Below are 17597 nucleotides of genomic sequence, written 5' to 3' on the forward strand. Positions count from 1 at the left end.
TTATAATTGCAACATAACGTATATCAGCTATAAATCCTTCCTTGCTTGGCATTGAAAATCGAAAATTAGTATTACTACTTTGCTAAAAATAACAAAAAGGAAGATCAACCATGTTGAAATCCCGTTACCCTCTCTGCGGCCTCGGACTGTCCCTGATGATTGCCACCCTCTCCACCCAGGCTGCCGGCCTGTCCAGCGAACACAAAGCCTTCGGCAAGACCCGTGACGGCAGCCCCGTCGAGCAATACATTTTGCGCAACAGCCACGGCATGCAGGCCACGGTGATTACCTACGGCGGGATTTTGCAGTCGTTGAAGGTGCCGGACAAAAACGGCAAATTCGACGATGTGGTACTGGGGTTTGACGACGTTCAGGGCTATCAGGGCGGTACGGCGTACTTTGGTGCGACCATCGGGCGCTTTGGCAATCGCCTGGCCAATGGGGCCTTCGAACTGGACGGCAAGCGCTATCAGGTGCCGCTCAACGATGGCTCAAACTCGCTGCACGGCGGCCCGCAGGGTTTCGACAAGCACGTGTGGAAAGCCCAACCGAGCAAAGGCAAGGATTCGGTGGGCGTGACCCTGACGCATGTGTCGGCGGACGGAGAAATGGGTTTTCCCGGCACCCTCAAAACCGAGGTCACTTACAGCCTCACCGAGAACAATGAGCTGCGCATCGAGTACAAGGCCTCCACCGATAAACCAACGGTGCTGAACCTGACGAACCACAGCTACTTCAACCTCGCCGGTGCCGGCAACGGTGATGTACTCAAACAACTCGTGACCCTGCACGCGACCCATTACACACCGGTCAACGGCAAGCTGATTCCCACTGGCGAACTGGCCCCGGTCAGTGGCACGCCGATGGACTTCACCCAGCCAACCGCCATTGGCAAAAACATCAAGGCCGATCACCCGCAGTTGAAGTTCGCCGAACCGAAACAGGGTGGTTTCGACTTCAACTGGGCGCTGGACGCCAAGGGTGACGTCAGCCAACTCGCCGCCGATGTCAGCGATCCGCAATCGGGCCGCCGCTTGCAGCTTTACACCTCGGAACCGGGCGTGCAGTTCTACACCAGCAACTTCCTCGACGGCACGGTCAAGGGCAAGGCTGGCAAAGTCTATGCGCATTGGGGCGCGTTTACCCTGGAGACCCAGCATTACCCGGACTCGCCGAACCAGCCGAATTTCCCGTCCACACGACTCGACCCGGGCAAGGCCTATACCCAAAATACCGTGCTGAAATTTTCGGCCAACTGACCATCCCACGACACGCAATCCTGCCGCCGCCACAAGCCTGAGGGCACCGTGATCGATCGATCCCGGCCCGAAGGCTCGGCAGCGGCTGCCTGCGTTACGGAACCACTTGAGGATTTTGCTGCCAATCAAAGAGTATGCTTCGATTCAAAATAAGGAGATTTTCATGCGTACCCTCGAATTGGCCGGCGTCAACGTACCGGTCATCGGCCAAGGCACCTGGCGCATGGGAGAAGATCCCTCGCAACACACCAAGGAAGTCGCCGCTTTGCGCCTGGGCATCGAGTTGGGCATGACCCTGATCGATACCGCTGAAATGTACGCCGAAGGTGGCGCGGAAAAAGTGGTGGGTGAAGCCATCGAGGGAATGCGCGACAAGGTCTTCCTGGTCAGCAAGGTCTACCCGCACAACGCCAGCCGTAAAGGTATCCCACAGGCCTGCGAACGCAGCTTGCGACGCTTGAATACCGACTATATCGATCTGTACCTGCTGCACTGGCGTGGCCAGTATCCGCTTGAGGAAACCGTCGACGCCTTCGAACGCCTGCGTGAAGAAGGCAAGATCGGTCGTTGGGGCGTGTCCAATTTCGACGTGGATGACCTTCAAGAGCTGGCCTCACCCGCCTGCGCGACCAATCAAGTGCTCTACAACCTGGAAGAGCGCGGTATCGAATTTGATCTGCTGCCCTGGTGCCAGCAGCATCATCAACCATTGATGGCCTACTGCCCTATCGGTCAGGGCGGGCAACTGCTGGCCCAGCCGACACTCAAACAGATTGCCGCCCGTCACGGGGTGAGCCCCGCCCAGGTTGCACTGGCATGGATACTGCGCACGCCTGATGTGATCGCCATCCCCAAAGCGGTCAGAACCGAACATGTGCAACTGAATGCGCAGGCCGCGCAACTGCGGCTCGAAGACGAGGACTTGAAGGCGCTGGACCAAGCGTTTCACGCGCCACAACGCAAACAGCGGTTGGCCATGGTCTAAGCCATCGCGGTGTTGTCAGAGGACTTCTGCATGAGAAGCACCGATCAGCTCGATGCTTTTAATTTGCCACGGTTCGTTCAGGCTCAGGACCCCGTGTTTGATCGGGTTCAGGAGGAACTGCGCAACGGTCAAAAACGTCGTCACTGGATGTGGTTTATCTTCCCGCAGTTAGCCGGCCTGGGTGGCAGCGAGATGTCACGGCATTTCGCGATCCGCTCCCGCGAAGAGGCGCTTGCCTACCTTGAACACCCACAACTGGGAACGCGCCTGCGCACCTGCACGCAACTGGTCCTGGACATTAAAAATCGCTCGATAGCCGAGATTTTCGGTCATCCCGACAACCTGAAATTCCATTCCTCGATGACGCTGTTTGCCCAGTTTTCGCCCAAGGGCAGCGTGTTCCATCAGGCGCTGGATCAGTACTTTCATGGAGTACCGGATGCCTGGACGGTGTCGCTACTGGACCTAAAACAGGCCCATTTGCCCACCCACCAGGGTTGAGAAGTCGTCGTCGACAAAGGGCAGGATCGCATCCGCCACCGGTTGCAGTTGGCGGGTGACGTAATGGTCGTAGTCAATCGGGGCACTGCGGATCTCCAGCGGTTCGGGCCCGGCAACGGTGATCACGTAGTTGATCCAGCCGCCGTTCTGGTATTGCCGGGGGCGACCCTGCCGGTCGTTGTAGTCGTCGGCGATACGCGCCGCGCGGACGTGAGGCGGCACATTGCGCTCATAGTCATCGAGGGTGCGGCGCAGGCGTTTGCGGTAGATCAGGCGGTCGTCGAATTCGCCGGACAGGGTCTTGCGCACATAATCGCGCACGTAATCCTGATAAGGCTGGCGATGGAAGATCCTCGAGTACAACTCCTGCTGGAACTGCCGGGCCAGCGGTGACCAGTCGGTGCGTACGGTTTCCAGGCCTTTGTAGACCATTTCGTCAGTGCCATCGGCACGAATGACCAGCCCGGCATACCGCTTCTTGCTGCCCTCCTCGGCCCCACGAATGGTCGGCATCAAAAACCGCGTGTAGTGAGTCTCGAACTGCAATTCCAGAGCGCTTTGCAGCCCGTATTCCTGCTGCACATGCTCGCGCCACCATTGGTTGACATGGTCCACCAGCGCACGACCGATCTGCGCGGCCTCTTCCTGGCCGTGGGCACGACGTAGCCAGACGAACGTGGAGTCTGTATCGCCGTAGATCACCGTGTGGCCCTGGGCTTCGATCAACTGGCGGGTGCGCAGCATGATCTCGTGACCGCGCAAGGTGATGGACGACGCCAACCGCGTGTCGAAGAAACGGCAGCCGCTGGAGCCGAGCACGCCGTAGAAAGCGTTCATGATGATTTTCAAGGCTTGCGACAGCGGCGCGTTGTGTTCGCGCTTGGCGGTCTCGCGACCTTCGGCTACCCGGGCGACGATGGCGGGCAGGCAATGCCGGGTTCTGGAAAAACGCGCACCGCGAAAGCCTGGCACGGACTCACTGTCGTCAGGGTGTTGCAAACCTTCGATCAGCCCCACCGGGTCGATCAGGAAAGTGCGGATGATCGAGGGATAGAGGCTTTTGTAATCGAGCACCAGCACCGACTCATACAGGCCCGGTTGCGAATCCATGACGAATCCACCGGGGCTGGCCTGCGCGGGCTTGGTGCCGAGGTTGGGCGCGACGAAGCCCTGACGGTGCATCAGCGGCATGTACAAGTGAGTGAACGCTGCGACCGAGCCACCGTTGCGATCGGCCGGCAAACCGGTGACGCTGGCACGCTCCAGCAGAAAGGTCAGCAGTTCGGTCTTGGCGAAAATCCGCGTCACCAGCTCGCAGTCCTTGAGGTTGTACGTGGCCAGGGCCGGCTTGTCCTCGGCGAACATGCGGTTGATTTCGTCCATGCGCTGGTACGGCGTGCTGATCGCCTTGCCCTCGCCGAGCAAGGATTGCGCGACGTTTTCCAGGCTGAACGAGGGGAAACTCCAGGTCGCCGAACGCAACGATTCGATGCCGTCGATGATCAACCGTCCGGCGGCAGCAGCGAAGTAATGGTTGCGACTGCCGTGTTCGCGCCATTGCATCTCTTCGCCACCCCGCCCCAGTTTCAGCGGCACGCCCAACTGCCGGGCGTGTTGGTGCAGCACGCGCAAGTCGAACTGCACGACGTTCCAGCCGATGATCGCGTCGGGATCATGGCGGGCGAACCATTCGTTGAGTTTTTTCAGCAGCAGGGTTCGCGAGTCGCAGTACTCAAGCTGGAAATCCACTTCGCTGTCGTCGCCATTGGGCGGGCCAAGCATGTAGACCTGACGCTCGCCGCAGCCTTCCAGCGCAATGGAATACAACTCGCCTTGGGCGGTGGTTTCAATGTCGAGGGACACCAGCCTGAGTGTCGGTCGGTAGCCGGGGTCGGGCTTCATTTGTGCTTCGAGCAGCAGGCCATCGGCGTCTGGCGTGCCACCGAACAGCACAGGCGCCGTGATGAAACGCTCCATCATGTAGCGTTCCGGCGGGCGCACGTCGGCTTCGAACATCTCGACGCCTGCTTTACGCAGCGCGGTTTCCAGGCGCATCAACTGGCCGTGCTGCTGGCAATAGAGGCCGAGCACTGGACGGTGCTCGAAATCCAGAAGGGCCAACGGTTTTAGCTCGACGTTTTTTTCGCCGCGCAACACCGTTTCGGCCTGCTCGCGCTGTGCCGCCGGAATGAACGCCACCGACGGTTGATGAGGCAGGCGAATTCGCTGGGGGCCGGCATCGGTCGCCAGCCAGAACTCGACTTGCGTACCGGTCGGTGTATCGCGCCAATGCCGGGTCAGGACGAAGCCCTGCTGTAAATCCACCACTGCAACCTCAAGATTTGATTCAGGTGGCGATTCTACGCGTCATTGCGGTTGATGGCCTTCTCTGCGAGGTGGATACAGGTTCGCTCACACAGGATTGAGTTCAGCCTATGGATTCGTGAACAACGATGGAATATTCAGGTTTACCAAAGAAAAACCGCTGAATGGCGTTTTTTGAGCGTTTTCTGCCGCTTTGTGGCTTGCCCTCAGCGCTTGGGTCTACGATTCTTCAAGAACAACGACAACACCTGAGAAACCGCCATGAAAACCGTCGCCCAACTGCTGAAGTTAAAGGCTGAACAGAATCACGAAGTCCACACCATTGCGCCACATCAAATGGTCCTGGAAGCGCTGATGGTCATGGCCGCGAAAAACGTCGGCGCATTGCCCGTCGTAAAAAATGGCGAAGTCGTGGGCATCATCAGCGAGCGTGACTATGCGCGCAAACTCGTGCTCAAGGGCCGCTCCTCGGTGGGTACACCGGTCGAAGACATCATGGTGTCGCCGGTGATCACGGTGGACACCCACCAAACCGTCGAAACCTGCATGGGCATCATGTCCGACAAACGCCTGCGGCACTTGCCGGTGGTGGAAAACGGCGTGTTGATCGGTTTGCTGTCGATCGGCGACCTGGTCAAGGAAGCCATTGCCGAACAGGCTGAGCTGATCCGCCAACTGGAGCAGTACATTCGCGGCGACTGATTGAAGAAACACCGTACTGGCTGTGGGAGCGAACCTGCTCGCTCCCACATTGATTGTTGATGTTCCTCAGTTCGGCCAATGCCGGGCAAAGACCGGTGCCAACGTCGGGTGCCGGTCGATTCGCGTCAGCCACGCGTAGAAGCCCGGTCGGGCATGGCGCAGATGCTCCCGACTGCCCGCCCACCGCGTCACCACCGCTGCCAGCACATCCAGTGCGCCAGGCGTCTCGTCGTCCAGATACAACTCGCCGGAAAACTGATCGGCAAATACCTCCCAACACCAGTGCAACCGCCGGCGGGCACCGGCCATGAGATTCTCCCTGGACGCAGCATCCGCCTCGATCAGCCAGCGCTCGGGGTAATCGATGATGCCGATGGCCGCGTAGCAATTGCTGACGATGTACGCCAGGCCACGGATCGCCTGATCACGCTCGGCCGGGTCGCTCGACAGCAGGTTCGATTGGGGGAACGCCAGCCCCAGGTGAATCAGGATCGCCGCGCTTTCGGTGAGAATGCCGCCGTCGGGCAGTTGCAGCGTCGGAATCTGCTTGAGCGGGTTGAGCTTCTCCAGGGCTTTGGCGGCCTCCGGTGACGACTCGACGTCGATGAAGCGATAAGGGATTTCACAGAGTTCAAGTGCAGCCTCGATCGCGGCGGCGCCGGAGTTCTGGTGTCCGTAGAGCTGATACATGGTGCTGCCTCCTGGCGGGACAAGGTTACAGTCAGTAGAGGCGCGGTTTGCCGGCTCGTTCCCTGCCGTTGAGTGAATCAGGGCGTTGGCTGCCTTGGCCCGGGGTCTGGCAAAGGCATGTGCCAGCTAACCAGTGTAGAAGCGCCGCTCGCCCCTGCCGAGACGACCCGACGACTGAACCATCACGCCCGCGCAGGGACCCCGCAGGTCCTATCATTGCCGTCAATGGTCACCATCACCTCAATGAAGTTCTCATAAAAAATCCGCGGCGTAACATCGGCTCCATACAAAACAACGACCCCCTGGAGCACACCACCATGAAACGCCAACTCTTCCTCAGCATCGCTTTCTCGGTTTTTGCAGTTAACGCTTTCGCCGCTACTTCGACTCACCCGGTTGTCGCTGAAGGCGGCTCCGATCGTCTGATTGAAAGTCGTGTGGCTGAGGGTGGTTCGGATCGTCTGATCGAGAATCGCGTTGCCGAAGGTGGTTCCGATCGTCTGATCGAAAAACGCGTTGCTGAAGGTGGTTCGGATCGACTGATCGAGAATCGTGTTGCAGAAGGCGGTTCGGATCGTTTGATCGAAAAACGTGTTGCCGAAGGTGGTTCCGACCGTTTGATCGAGAATCGTGTTGCAGAAGGCGGTTCGGATCGTTTGATCGAAAAACGCGTTGCCGAAGGTGGCTCGGATCGTCTGATCGAAAGCCGCGCTGCATAAATGCGTCGTTTCACTGCAGGACTCAATGAAAACCCGGCCTCATCCGCCGGGTTTTTTATGCCTGTTTATCAGCGCTTGGTCACTTGCCCGCACGCTCCATGCAGCGCTGGTAACGCTCATCGACCCGCTTGGCAAACCACGCTGTCGTCAGCTTGCGAGTGATTTTCGGGCTTTGCAGCTCGATCCCCGGCAATACCGCGTGCGGCAACGGTCGACCTTGCGCCTTCTCGGCCAGCTCGAAAACCCGCGCATAGAGTTGAGTGTCCTCAAACCCAAGGTTCTTGCCCTCCTCCAATTGATCCCGAATGGTCGTATTGCGCATACCCAATTGCTTGCCCAGGGTGCGCACCGCCAACTCCGTGGTGCCCGGCATGATCGAGTCATAACGCACCAGATCGCCATCCAGGTCCAGTGGGATGCCAGAGGCGCGACTCACCGCGTTCTGAAACGCCGCATTGCGGCTGGCGTACCAACCGGCGTTGAAATCGGCAAAGCGATACAACGGCTGTTTGTAGCTCACCGGATACCCGAGCAAATGGGCGATGCCGAAATACATACCGCCGCGACGAGTGAACACTTCATGACGGATCGTGCTGTTCATCGGGTACGGATACTCCTTCGCGTGTTGCTCGGCGAAGTCGATGCTGACCTGCATCGGACCTGCGGTGTGCACCGGGTTGAACCCGCCGAACAGGGTCCGCCCCATGGGCACCATGCCAATGAAGTCGTCGAAGATGGCGCTGAGTTCTTGTTCGCTGCGCGCCGCATTCAGCCGCTCGCTGTAGCTTTTGCCGTTGGAGGAACGGACCTGCAGGGCACCGCTCACCAACAGGCTGGGGATGTGCGCGCTGGCGGCACGGCGGTCAATCTCGTCGCGGGCGATCTTGCCCAGGCCCGGCACAGGTGGATCGACCTGAAACGTCGACTCCTGCTCGGTGACCGCGAGCACCGAACACAGGTTCTGGGTCGATGGATAGATGTTTTGCGCGGCAAACGCTGCGTAGATATCCGTGGCCCAGCCCTGGCGATCAACCGTTTTCGCCGGCAGCAGGCGCACGATCTCGGCCTTGACCTCGGCAGGCTTGCGGGCAGGCGGTTCCTGCGGGCGCTGGGTGCCACAGCCCGCCAGCACCAGCAGAGCCGCGAGACTCATGATCAATCGATTGGCTTGCATGTTGCTCCATCAAATCCATTGAGCGGGGATCACCATACGATCAATGGCATGGTGCAGGCTATGACTCTTGCCGTTCCTCGCTGTTCCCGTTGGGTATACGCGACCTGACCAACCCACCGGGCTGAACCATACTTGAACCTCACACCGAAGAGGACAGGCTCATGAACCGTAGCGATGTACTGATCGTCGGTGCCGGCCCGACCGGGCTGGTACTGGCGCTGTGGCTGAGCAAACTGGGGATTCGGGTGCGGATTCTCGACAAGACGTCAGCGCCTGGCACCACGTCGCGGGCGCTGGCGGTGCAGGCGCGGACGCTCGAACTTTACCGTCAGCTCGACCTCAGCGATGCCGTGGTCCGTAACGGCCATCGCGTCGGCGCGGCGAATTTCTGGGTCAAGGGCGAGCCCGTGGCGCGTTTGCCGCTGACGCGCATCGGTGAGGGGCTGACGCCTTACGCCTTTCTCGAGATATTCCCTCAAGACGAGCACGAACGGTTGCTGATCGAACGCCTTGAAAAGTTCGGCGTCGAGGTTGAACGCAACACTGAACTTGAGAGTTTCGAGGACACCGGCGATGGCATCAGCGTCAGGCTGCGCTTGCCCGACGGCCAACAGGAAGTCTGCCAGGCGTGTTATCTGGCCGGGTGCGATGGCGCCCGATCAATGGTGCGCAAGACCCTCGACACTGGTTTTCCCGGCGGCACTTACCAGCAGATTTTCTACGTTGCCGATGTGCAGGCCCGTGGGCCGACGTTCAATGGCGAACTGCACGTAGACCTCGACGAAGCTGACTTTCTCGCGGTGTTTCCGCTGGCCGGTGAAGGTCGCGCCCGTTTGATCGGCACCGTACGTGATGAACGCGCCGACCGGGTTGAAAGCCTGCAGTTTGAAGACGTCAGCAGCCGGGCCATCGAACATATGAAAGTGCAGATCGATCAGGTGAACTGGTTCTCGACCTATCGGGTGCATCATCGGGTGGCGGAGCACTTTCGCAGCGGTCGCGCGTTTCTTTTGGGAGACGCCGCGCATGTCCATAGCCCGGCGGGTGGTCAGGGCATGAACACCGGAATCGGCGATGCCATCAACCTGGCCTGGAAACTGGCAGCGGTGTTGAGCGGTGGCGCGACGGCCAACCTGCTCGACACTTACGAAACCGAGCGCATTGCCTTTGCCCGCAAACTGGTGACCACCACCGATCGGGTATTCACGTTCGTCACCGCCGAGGGCCGCCTGGCCGATTTGTTGCGCACACGCCTGGCACCGTTCGTGATCCCCAAAATGGCCTCGTTCGAAACGTCCCGCGAATTTCTGTTTCGCACGGTGTCGCAAATCACCCTCAATTATCGCGGGACGCCCTTGAGCACGGGCGTCGCCGGTCACGTTCATGGCGGCGATCGCCTGCCCTGGGCTCACGACGGTGAGGGCGACAATTTCGAATCATTGAAGTGTCCGACCTGGCAGGTGCATGTCTACGGCGACACCAGCGACGAGATGATTGACTGGTGCATCGAGCATCACCTGCCGCTGCACGTATTCGATTGGCGCCCGGCGTTTGAAGCCGCGGGTCTGGGGCGCAACGGGTTTTACCTGTTGCGCCCGGATACGTATGTGGCGATTGCCGAAACCTGTGCTGACCCGAAGGTGATCGAGCGGTATTTCAAGCACCACGGGATCCGGCCGTTTTTTGGCAGCGCCTGAGTCCACCCCATACCCCTGTGGGAGCGAGCCTGCTCGCGATGGGGTCGTGTCAGTCGATTGTGTTTTGACTGATACACCGCCATCGCGAGCAGGCTCGCTCCCACAGTTTTTTTGCGGTGGGGTTTAGATCCCGGCCAGGGCCAGGTCCATCGCAAAGTAGGTAAAGATCAGGTCCGCGCCGGCCCGCTTGATCGCCCCCAGGCTTTCACGCACCACCCGGTCCTCATCGATCGCCCCGGCCTGCGCGGCGAATTTGATCATCGCGTACTCGCCGCTGACCTGATACGCCGACAGCGGTAACCGCGACACTTCACGGATGTCGCGGATGATGTCCAGGTAGGCGCCAGCCGGTTTGACCATCAGCGCGTCGGCGCCTTCCTGCTCGTCCATCAGCGATTCGCGCACCGCTTCGCGGCGGTTCATCGGGTTCATCTGGTAGCTTTTGCGGTCGCCTTTAAGGGCGCTGCCGCCGGCTTCACGGAACGGGCCATAAAGCGCCGAAGCAAATTTGGTCGAATAGGCCACGATCGCGGTCTGGGTGAAACCGGCTTCATCCAGCGCCCGGCGAATCGCCTGGACCTGGCCGTCCATGGCCGCTGACGGCGCGATCACATCCGCACCGGCACGTGCCGCGGCTACCGCTTGTCTGCCGAGGTTGATCAGGGTCTGGTCGTTGTCGACCTCGTGGTTGTGCAGCACGCCACAATGGCCGTGATCGGTGTACTCGCAGAAGCAGGTGTCGGACATCACGATCATTTCCGGCACAGCGTCCTTGGCAATGCGCGACATGCGTGACACCAGCCCGTTATCGTTCCAGGTGTCGCTGCCGCTGCTGTCCAGGTGATGCGACACGCCGAAGGTCATCACCGACTTGATCCCGGCCCGGGCATAGCGCTCGATCTCGCCGGCCAGTTTCGACTCGGGGATTCGCATCACCCCGGGCATGCTTTTGATCGGCACGAAATCGTCGATTTCTTCCTCGACGAAAATCGGCAACACCAGGTCGTTCAAGCTGAACTCGGTTTCCTGGAACAGGCTGCGCAGGCTCGCATTGCGGCGCAGACGGCGTGGACGTGCTTCGGGGAACTGACTGGACATGGGGTTTCCTGAACAAGACAAAAGTCGTAGGGGGCGAAGCTTATGCCTTGCGAGGTGTGGGGTACACACCTGAGGCGCGGAACAAACCATTACCGGTCCAGCAATAATCCATCATCCACCACAGAACCTTGTGGGAGCGAGCTTGCTCGCGATAGCGGTGTTTCATCCAAAATCACTGTGGCTGATAGTCCGCTATCGCGAGCAAGCTCGCTCCCACAGGTTTAGATTCTCAGCGTGCCGGCAATACAGGTCACCACAGCACCACCGATCCAGACTTCATCGCCCACCTGCTCGACCTGAATGCGCCCGGCGCGTCCCATCGTCAGCCCCTGACTGACCACATAGGACGCCGGCGCCAGGCCCTCTGCGAGCAGCCATTGGGCAATCCCGGCATTCAGGCTTCCCGTCGCCGGGTCCTCCGGCATGCCGTCACCGGAAATGAAGGCCCGCACTTCGAACTGTGCGTCGTCGCCATCGCGTTCGGGATGCCACGGAGCAATGACGCCTACGGCGAGGCCGAGCATTTGCGAATGATCCGGCTGCAGATCCAGCACCTGCTGGCGATCCTCGACCATCACCGCCAACCAGCCGGCACCGTTATCGACCCACTGCGCCCGGATAATCACGCCAGGCTCCAGTCGCAGCCCGCGACGCACGCGCTCGACCACATCGGCCTCCACCGGCCCGGTCCTGATCAACGGTGGCGCGAGAAAAGCCAGCTCCGCGCCCTGCCTGCGGATCCGCACCAGACCGACGCCACATTCCTGAATGATCTCCTCACCCTTGGGCACGCCACCGGATTCCAGCCACGCGTGGCAAGTGCCCAGTGTCGGATGACCGGCGAACGGCAGCTCGTTGAGGGTGGTAAAGATCCTCACGCGATAATCCGCACGAGGGTCGCGCGGTTCGAGGATGAATGTGGTTTCGCTGAGGTTGGTCCAGCTCGCGAACGCCGCCATGCGCTCATCACTGAGCTCATCGGCACCGAACACCACCGCCAACGGATTGCCCTTGAGCGCGATACGACTGAAGACATCTACCTGCTTGAAATCGAATGAGCTCATTGCCTGCCTTGGTCTTGAGAAAGTCGAAGCGGTTTACTTGGGGATTTCCAGCCCGCGCATCACCGCCGGCCGCGCCAGGAAGCGCTCCAGGACCCGGGTGACATTCGGGAAGTCCTTGATGCCCACCAGATCCCCCGCTTCATAGAAGCCAATCAGGTTGCGCACCCACGGAAAGGTCGCGATGTCGGCGATGGTGTAGCGTTCGCCCATGATCCAGTCGCGTCCTTGCAGGCGTTCATCGAGCACCTTCAACAGGCGTTTGCTTTCATCGACGTAACGATCACGCGGACGCTTGTCCTCGTAGTCCTTGCCGGCGAACTTGTTGAAAAAACCGAGCTGACCGAACATCGGCCCGATGCCGCCCATCTGAAACATCAGCCACTGGATCGTCTCGTACCGCGCCGCCGATTCCTGCGCCAGCAGCTGCCCGCTTTTGTCGGCGAGGTAAATCAGAATGGCACCGGACTCGAACAACGGCAGGGGTTTGTCCCCCGGACCATGGGGATCGAGGATCGCCGGGATCTTGTTGTTAGGGTTCAGTGACAGGAACTCGGGGGACATCTGGTCGTTGGTGTCGAAGCCCACGCGATGGGGCTCGTAGGGCAGGCCGATCTCTTCGAGCATGATCGAGACCTTGACGCCATTGGGAGTTGGCAGGGAATAAAGCTGAATCCACTCGGGGTATTGCGCCGGCCATTTTCGGGTGATGGGGAACGAAGACAGATCGGTCATGGGGGGCCTCCATCGGCAAAGAAAGGGTTGAGCATAATCCAGGTTGATCGCCTGACGGTTGCGATCTTTTTGACCTTATCAAGTCGGCTGATGAACAAGATCGAAAGATTGCAGCTTTAATGTCGCCGCACCCCCTGTACTGTATCCAAAAATTCGCAACATCTTGTCGATAACCTACTCTGCAACCCGTTCGAGGTTACCGGTACATTGCTGCGCACCCGCCGGAATCGAACCAAACAAGCTTCAGAGGACTCTGAAGTTTGGCTTTACGGACACAGGACCGGCTCAACGACAGGGAAAACACCCGATGCTGGGAGCTCGTGTGTAAAGGTTTGTCAGCCTTAACCGAACACGTTGAAGATCACCTATTCAAATGATGAACCCTTTGAAATTCGCTGGCCGCTTCAAACAATGCGCCTACGTCGTCCTGACGGCGGTGCTGGCGGCGGGCGCGTTGTTTTTTGCACTGGAGTCCAGTGAAAGCCGCGCCCAACCTGCGGCTGACGGCACCCAGACCCTTGTCTTCCTGCGTCATGCGGAAAAACCCGAAGGCGGTCTCGGCCAGCTCAACTGCCAGGGCCTGAACCGCGCAATCAATCTGGCCACCCTGCTGCCGGAAAAATTCGGCAAGGCCAATTACGTGTTTGCCGCCGACCCGACCCGCAATGTCGAGGAAGGCGAACAGGACAACTCCTACAGCTACATCCGCCCACTGTTGACCATCAGCCCCACCGCCATAAAGCTTGGCTTGCCGGTGAACATCAATTTTTCGGCCAACGACGTTAGCGATCTGGCGGGTGAATTGCTCCACGACAAGTACCACAACTCGGTGATCTACACGGCTTGGTCCCACGGCTACCTGCCCGAGCTGATCAACAAGGTCGCGGAGGAAGCCGTCGGCAAGGAACAGATAATCACCGAAGACTGGGAATCCAACGACTATGACTCGGTGGTGGTGCTTACGCTGACCTGGCACAACGGCAAGGCCAGTTTGCAGAGCCGCAGCTACAAGCAAGGCCTTGATAACGGGCCCACGTCGTGTCCGACGTGAGCTGATCAAGTTTTATAGGGGCTGCCGGGGGGCCATCGCGGGCAAGCCCGCTCCCACAGGCTATCGTGGCGGCACAATTTCAATGTGAGAGCAGGTTAGCTCCGGTCGGCGTTCCGACGATCGGGTCAGTCAAAACAACCTCACCCTGGCAGATTGGCCCTGGCTCGCAGGTACTCGAGCACCTCCCCCCGCGCCCCGGCAAACTCGATCCGCGCGCCCTTCTTCTCCCGCTGGAACGCATACATCGGGTCGTAATACTCACGGAGCAACCCTTCAATCCAGCCCCGGTGCAAATCAATCGCGCCGCTGCTCGCCTGCTCCGCCAGCGCGTCTTCCATCAGGATCAACATCCGCCGATGCCGTTCGCCGCCCAGGCGCTTCTGCACATTGTTCAGGCTTTCCAGCAATCGCTCGGAAAATAGCGCAAAACCTTCCTCGCCATGTACCGCGACGAACTCGGCACACAAATCCACCACGTAATCGCGCAAGATCCGTTCGACTCGCCCTTCCAGGCTGTCTTCCAGCCAGACCATCGGATACTGCTGCATGCTCTGATAAAGCGGCAACGGCAAGGCGCAACTGCCGATCGCGCGGCTCTCGTCTTCCAGCACAAACTGCTCGATGCCGTGGGCGCGCTTTTTCAGCACGTCCACCGCCAGGCGGTTTTCAAAGTCGATATTGGACGGTTGGCCGGTGGCGCGCTTGCCAAAACTGGAGCCGCGATGATTGGCGTGGCCTTCAAGGTCCAGCGCGTTGCTCAACTGCCAAAGCACCTCGGTCTTACCGGTGCCGGTCATGCCACCCAGCAACACGAAATCGCACTGGGCCACGGCCTCTTCGACCGTGTCGAGCAAGAAGGTGCGCATCGCTTTGTAGCCGCCACCCACTCGCGGATAGTCGATGCCGGCTTCGTCCTTGAGCCACTGCTGGGCAATCTGTGAGCGTAAGCCGCCGCGAAAACAATACAAATAGCCTTCTGGATGCGCCCGGGCAAATTCGGCCCAGGCCTCGACGCGTTCTGCCTTGATCTGGCCAGACACCAACTGATGCCCCAGCGTGATTGCCGCTTGCTGGCCGTGTTGCTTGTAGCAGGTGCCGACCCGTTGGCGCTCGTTGTCGTTCATCAGTGGCAAGTTGACGACACCGGGGAACGATCCCTTGAAGAACTCGACCGGCGCACGAACATCCATCAGCGGTCGGTCGTTGAGGAAAATGTCGCGGTAGTCGGTGAAGTCCTGTGACATCAAATCACCTCGACCGCGTGGGTCTGTCGCTCGACCAGTTCACCGATTGGCTCAAGGATCAGACCCAATTCGGCGGCCACTTTGAGGAATTGCTCGTTGCCTTCGGGCGTGACGGCAACCAGCAGGCCACCGCTGGTCTGCGGATCACACAGCACCCGTTTGTGCAGCTCCTGCAGACGCCCAAGCTTGCTGGCGTAGCTGTCGAAGTTGCGCAGCGTGCCGCCCGGCACACAGCCCTGCTCAAGGTAATACTCGACACCCGGCAGACGCGGCACACGGTCATATTCGATGCGCGCGGTCAGGTGGCTGCCGTCCGCCATTTCCACCAGGTGCCCGAGCAAGCCAAAACCGGTGACATCGGTCATTGCGGTCACGCCATCGAGCTTGCCGAAACGGCTGCCGGGCTTGTTCAGCGTGCACATCCAGTCGCGGGCCAGGCCGATGTCGGCATGGCGCAACTTGCCCTTTTTCTCGGCGGTGGTGAGGATGCCGATGCCCAACGGTTTGGTGAGGTAAAGCAGGCATCCGGCGGTGGCAGTGTCGTTACGTTTCATGTGGCGTTTTTGCACCAGGCCGGTCACGGCGAGGCCGAAGATCGGTTCCGGCGCGTCGATGGAATGCCCTCCGGCCAATGGAATGCCGGCCTCGTCGCATATTGAGCGCCCGCCGCGAATCACTTCACGCGCGATCTCCGGCGCCAGCTTGTCGACCGGCCAGCCCAGGATCGCAATCGCCATCAGCGGATCGCCGCCCATGGCGTAGATATCGCTGATGGCGTTGGTCGCCGCGATACGACCGAAATCGAACGGGTCATCGACGATTGGCATAAAGAAGTCGGTGGTGGAGACCACGCCACGTTCTTCATCGATGGCGTACACCGCGGCGTCATCGCGCGAGGCGTTGCCGACCCAGAGGTTCGGGTCAAGGTTCTGCGCCCCGCTTCCCGCTAGAATCACCTCCAGCACCTGCGGCGAAATCTTGCAGCCACACCCTGCGCCGTGGCTGTACTGGGTCAGACGAATCGGTTCACTCATGGGGCAGTACCTCTGAAGTCAATGCAGGCGAGTCTAGCATTGTGGAGGATCAGCCAACGTCTACGCACAGGTAAGGGACTCATCATCGGATCGCCGCCCGGAGCAAGCCCCTCCACCTTTTGATGGGTGTCAGGGCAACAAAATCACCTTGTCGCCACTGCCCTGGTTCACCTCGGCATACCGATCCAGCCCTTGCGCCAACGGCGATTCAAGCAGGCCCTGGGGCAATGGCAGCAACCCCTGATCAAAGAACTTGCCAAACTGATCCAGCATCGCCGCACACGCCTGGACGCCGTAGAGCAACGAATTGATCCCCACCACCGAACCGCCCTTGCGATACAGCGCCAACGCCGGCAGCTGCACCATGCCGTCCACCGGCGCGGCGATGATTGCGATGCGCCCGAACGCGGCCAGCGCAGGCACCGAGGCCGGCAACCAGAAGCCCGTGGTGTCGAAAATCACATCGGCACCGCCGGCATACACGGCGTTGACCTGCGCCCCTAACTCCTCTGGCTTGTCCAGCTGCAGCGTCTGATAACCCTGAGCCTGCAAATCCTTAACCTGCTCGGGACGCCGCGCCGCTGCCAGCACCTGGGCGCCACGCACCTTGGCCAGCGCCAGCGCGGCACTGCCCACTGCCCCGCCACCGATCACCAATAGGCGCGTTTGCGCCGTTACCAGACTGCGCTCCAGCGCATCCCACGCCGTGGTGTAAGGCACACCGAGGCTGGCGGCCTGGGCGAAGCTCAGGTGAGTGGGTTTGAGCGCCACGCCATTGGCCGGCAGCTTGACGAATTGTGCATGGGAGCCGTCGGCAAAAAAACCCAGCTCGCGACCGGTGCCCCAGACTTCCTGACCAATCAGGGCCTCGGGCCCTTCAACCACCACCCCGGCGAAATCGCGCCCGGGAATGCGCGGCAAGGTGGTGTAGGGGAAGCGCCCGAGCACGTTCTTCACGTCGCTGGGGTTCAGGCCTGCCGCCTTGATCTGGACCAGCACTTCATCGGCGCCGGGAACGGGGGTTGGAACATCAACATAGCGCAAGGCCGAGAGGTCGCCAGTCTTGTCGAATTGCAGTGCTTTCATGGGAGTGTCCATCGCTTCAAGGAAGGGGTTCAGGAGATCCAGCCGCTGACCAGTTGCCGGCCCATGGGCCACAACTTTTCACCGGCAAGCATGCCAAGCAGGCCCACCAGCGCAATGGCCGGTGGTGCGGGGGAACGAAAATCCAGGGCGCCGTACACCAGGCCGACGCCCAGACCGATGACCAGCGAGATGAGGTAGCTCATGGCAGACTCCGTGGGCAAAAAAGGTATGCCTGA

The 17597-nt window shown here is 60.1% G+C and carries 17 protein-coding genes; 7 read left to right on the plus strand and 10 right to left on the minus strand.

Annotated features, from left to right (window positions below; translation table 11 throughout):
• Window positions 1–110: 110 nt before the first annotated feature.
• From ACM6I0_RS07190 to ACM6I0_RS07200, 3 genes are all read left to right on the plus strand, one after another.
• Complete coding sequence (locus ACM6I0_RS07190; RefSeq protein WP_414921860.1) at window positions 111–1259, plus strand: aldose epimerase family protein; 1149 nt, start codon at window positions 111–113, stop codon at window positions 1257–1259.
• Window positions 1260–1422: 163 nt separating this feature from the next.
• Window positions 1423–2244, plus strand: a complete 822-nt coding sequence (locus tag ACM6I0_RS07195) for an aldo/keto reductase (RefSeq protein ID WP_285435990.1) — start codon at window positions 1423–1425, stop codon at window positions 2242–2244.
• A 30-nt stretch (window positions 2245–2274) separates the two neighbouring features.
• Window positions 2275–2745, plus strand: coding sequence for a DUF1810 domain-containing protein (locus tag ACM6I0_RS07200; RefSeq protein WP_285435991.1), 471 nt, complete (start codon window positions 2275–2277; stop codon window positions 2743–2745).
• Here ACM6I0_RS07200 and ACM6I0_RS07205 read toward each other — a convergent pair.
• Entirely contained in the window at window positions 2710–5070 is a 2361-nt protein-coding gene (locus ACM6I0_RS07205) for a DNA polymerase II (protein ID WP_414921861.1), read from the minus strand. The two genes, ACM6I0_RS07200 and ACM6I0_RS07205, sit on opposite strands and share 36 nt — an antisense overlap.
• A gap of 261 nt (window positions 5071–5331) precedes the next feature.
• On the opposite strand from ACM6I0_RS07205, the gene ACM6I0_RS07210 reads away from it, so the two are divergent.
• Complete coding sequence (locus ACM6I0_RS07210; RefSeq protein ID WP_090186012.1) at window positions 5332–5772, plus strand: CBS domain-containing protein; 441 nt, start codon at window positions 5332–5334, stop codon at window positions 5770–5772.
• Window positions 5773–5838: 66 nt separating this feature from the next.
• Here ACM6I0_RS07210 and ACM6I0_RS07215 read toward each other — a convergent pair whose 3' ends face one another.
• Window positions 5839–6462: a glutathione S-transferase N-terminal domain-containing protein gene (locus ACM6I0_RS07215; RefSeq protein WP_414921862.1), complete on the minus strand. Its 624-nt coding sequence runs from the start codon at window positions 6460–6462 to the stop codon at window positions 5839–5841.
• Between the two features lie 317 nt (window positions 6463–6779).
• Here ACM6I0_RS07215 and ACM6I0_RS07220 point away from each other — a divergent pair, with 317 nt between their 5' ends.
• Window positions 6780–7181 (plus strand): hypothetical protein, encoded by a 402-nt coding sequence (locus tag ACM6I0_RS07220; RefSeq protein WP_414921863.1) that lies wholly within the window; start codon window positions 6780–6782, stop codon window positions 7179–7181.
• A gap of 79 nt (window positions 7182–7260) precedes the next feature.
• Here ACM6I0_RS07220 and ACM6I0_RS07225 read toward each other — a convergent pair whose 3' ends face one another.
• Window positions 7261–8355: a DUF1615 domain-containing protein gene (locus ACM6I0_RS07225; protein ID WP_414921864.1), complete on the minus strand. Its 1095-nt coding sequence runs from the start codon at window positions 8353–8355 to the stop codon at window positions 7261–7263.
• Window positions 8356–8516: 161 nt separating this feature from the next.
• Here ACM6I0_RS07225 and ACM6I0_RS07230 point away from each other — a divergent pair, with 161 nt between their 5' ends.
• The gene (locus tag ACM6I0_RS07230; RefSeq protein ID WP_414921865.1) at window positions 8517–10052 is read left to right on the plus strand and encodes an FAD-dependent oxidoreductase; all 1536 of its coding nucleotides are present in this window, start codon (window positions 8517–8519) and stop codon (window positions 10050–10052) included.
• Between the two features lie 123 nt (window positions 10053–10175).
• On the opposite strand, the gene hemB is transcribed toward ACM6I0_RS07230, so the two are convergent.
• The 3 genes from hemB to ACM6I0_RS07245 form a co-directional block, all read right to left on the minus strand.
• A complete protein-coding gene (gene hemB, locus ACM6I0_RS07235) occupies window positions 10176–11150 on the minus strand; it encodes a porphobilinogen synthase (protein ID WP_414921866.1) in 975 nt (324 codons plus the stop codon).
• A 221-nt stretch (window positions 11151–11371) separates the two neighbouring features.
• Window positions 11372–12214, minus strand: a complete 843-nt coding sequence (locus ACM6I0_RS07240) for a PhzF family phenazine biosynthesis protein (protein ID WP_414921867.1) — start codon at window positions 12212–12214, stop codon at window positions 11372–11374.
• 33 nt (window positions 12215–12247) lie between these two features.
• Window positions 12248–12946, minus strand: a complete 699-nt coding sequence (locus ACM6I0_RS07245; RefSeq protein ID WP_285435999.1) for a glutathione binding-like protein — start codon at window positions 12944–12946, stop codon at window positions 12248–12250.
• 373 nt (window positions 12947–13319) lie between these two features.
• On the opposite strand from ACM6I0_RS07245, the gene ACM6I0_RS07250 reads away from it, so the two are divergent.
• A complete protein-coding gene (locus tag ACM6I0_RS07250) occupies window positions 13320–13997 on the plus strand; it encodes a histidine phosphatase family protein (RefSeq protein ID WP_414921868.1) in 678 nt (225 codons plus the stop codon).
• A gap of 140 nt (window positions 13998–14137) precedes the next feature.
• On the opposite strand, the gene mnmH is transcribed toward ACM6I0_RS07250, so the two are convergent.
• The 4 genes from mnmH to ACM6I0_RS07270 all read right to left on the minus strand — a co-directional run bounded on the left by mnmH (window position 14138) and on the right by ACM6I0_RS07270 (window position 17564).
• Window positions 14138–15241: a tRNA 2-selenouridine(34) synthase MnmH gene (mnmH, locus tag ACM6I0_RS07255; protein ID WP_414921869.1), complete on the minus strand. Its 1104-nt coding sequence runs from the start codon at window positions 15239–15241 to the stop codon at window positions 14138–14140.
• Window positions 15241–16275: a selenide, water dikinase SelD gene (selD, locus tag ACM6I0_RS07260; protein WP_285436005.1), complete on the minus strand. Its 1035-nt coding sequence runs from the start codon at window positions 16273–16275 to the stop codon at window positions 15241–15243. Before selD ends, mnmH begins: the two co-directional genes overlap by 1 nt.
• 129 nt (window positions 16276–16404) lie before the next feature.
• Complete coding sequence (locus tag ACM6I0_RS07265) at window positions 16405–17361, minus strand: quinone oxidoreductase family protein (RefSeq protein WP_414921870.1); 957 nt, start codon at window positions 17359–17361, stop codon at window positions 16405–16407.
• Window positions 17362–17390: 29 nt separating this feature from the next.
• A complete protein-coding gene (locus ACM6I0_RS07270) occupies window positions 17391–17564 on the minus strand; it encodes a DUF1427 family protein (RefSeq protein ID WP_090186053.1) in 174 nt (57 codons plus the stop codon).
• Window positions 17565–17597: the final 33 nt, after the last annotated feature.

Origin of the sequence: Pseudomonas sp. IT-P294 (genome assembly GCF_949767865.1) — a bacterium.
In the GTDB taxonomy this organism is placed as follows: Bacteria; Pseudomonadota; Gammaproteobacteria; order Pseudomonadales; family Pseudomonadaceae; genus Aquipseudomonas.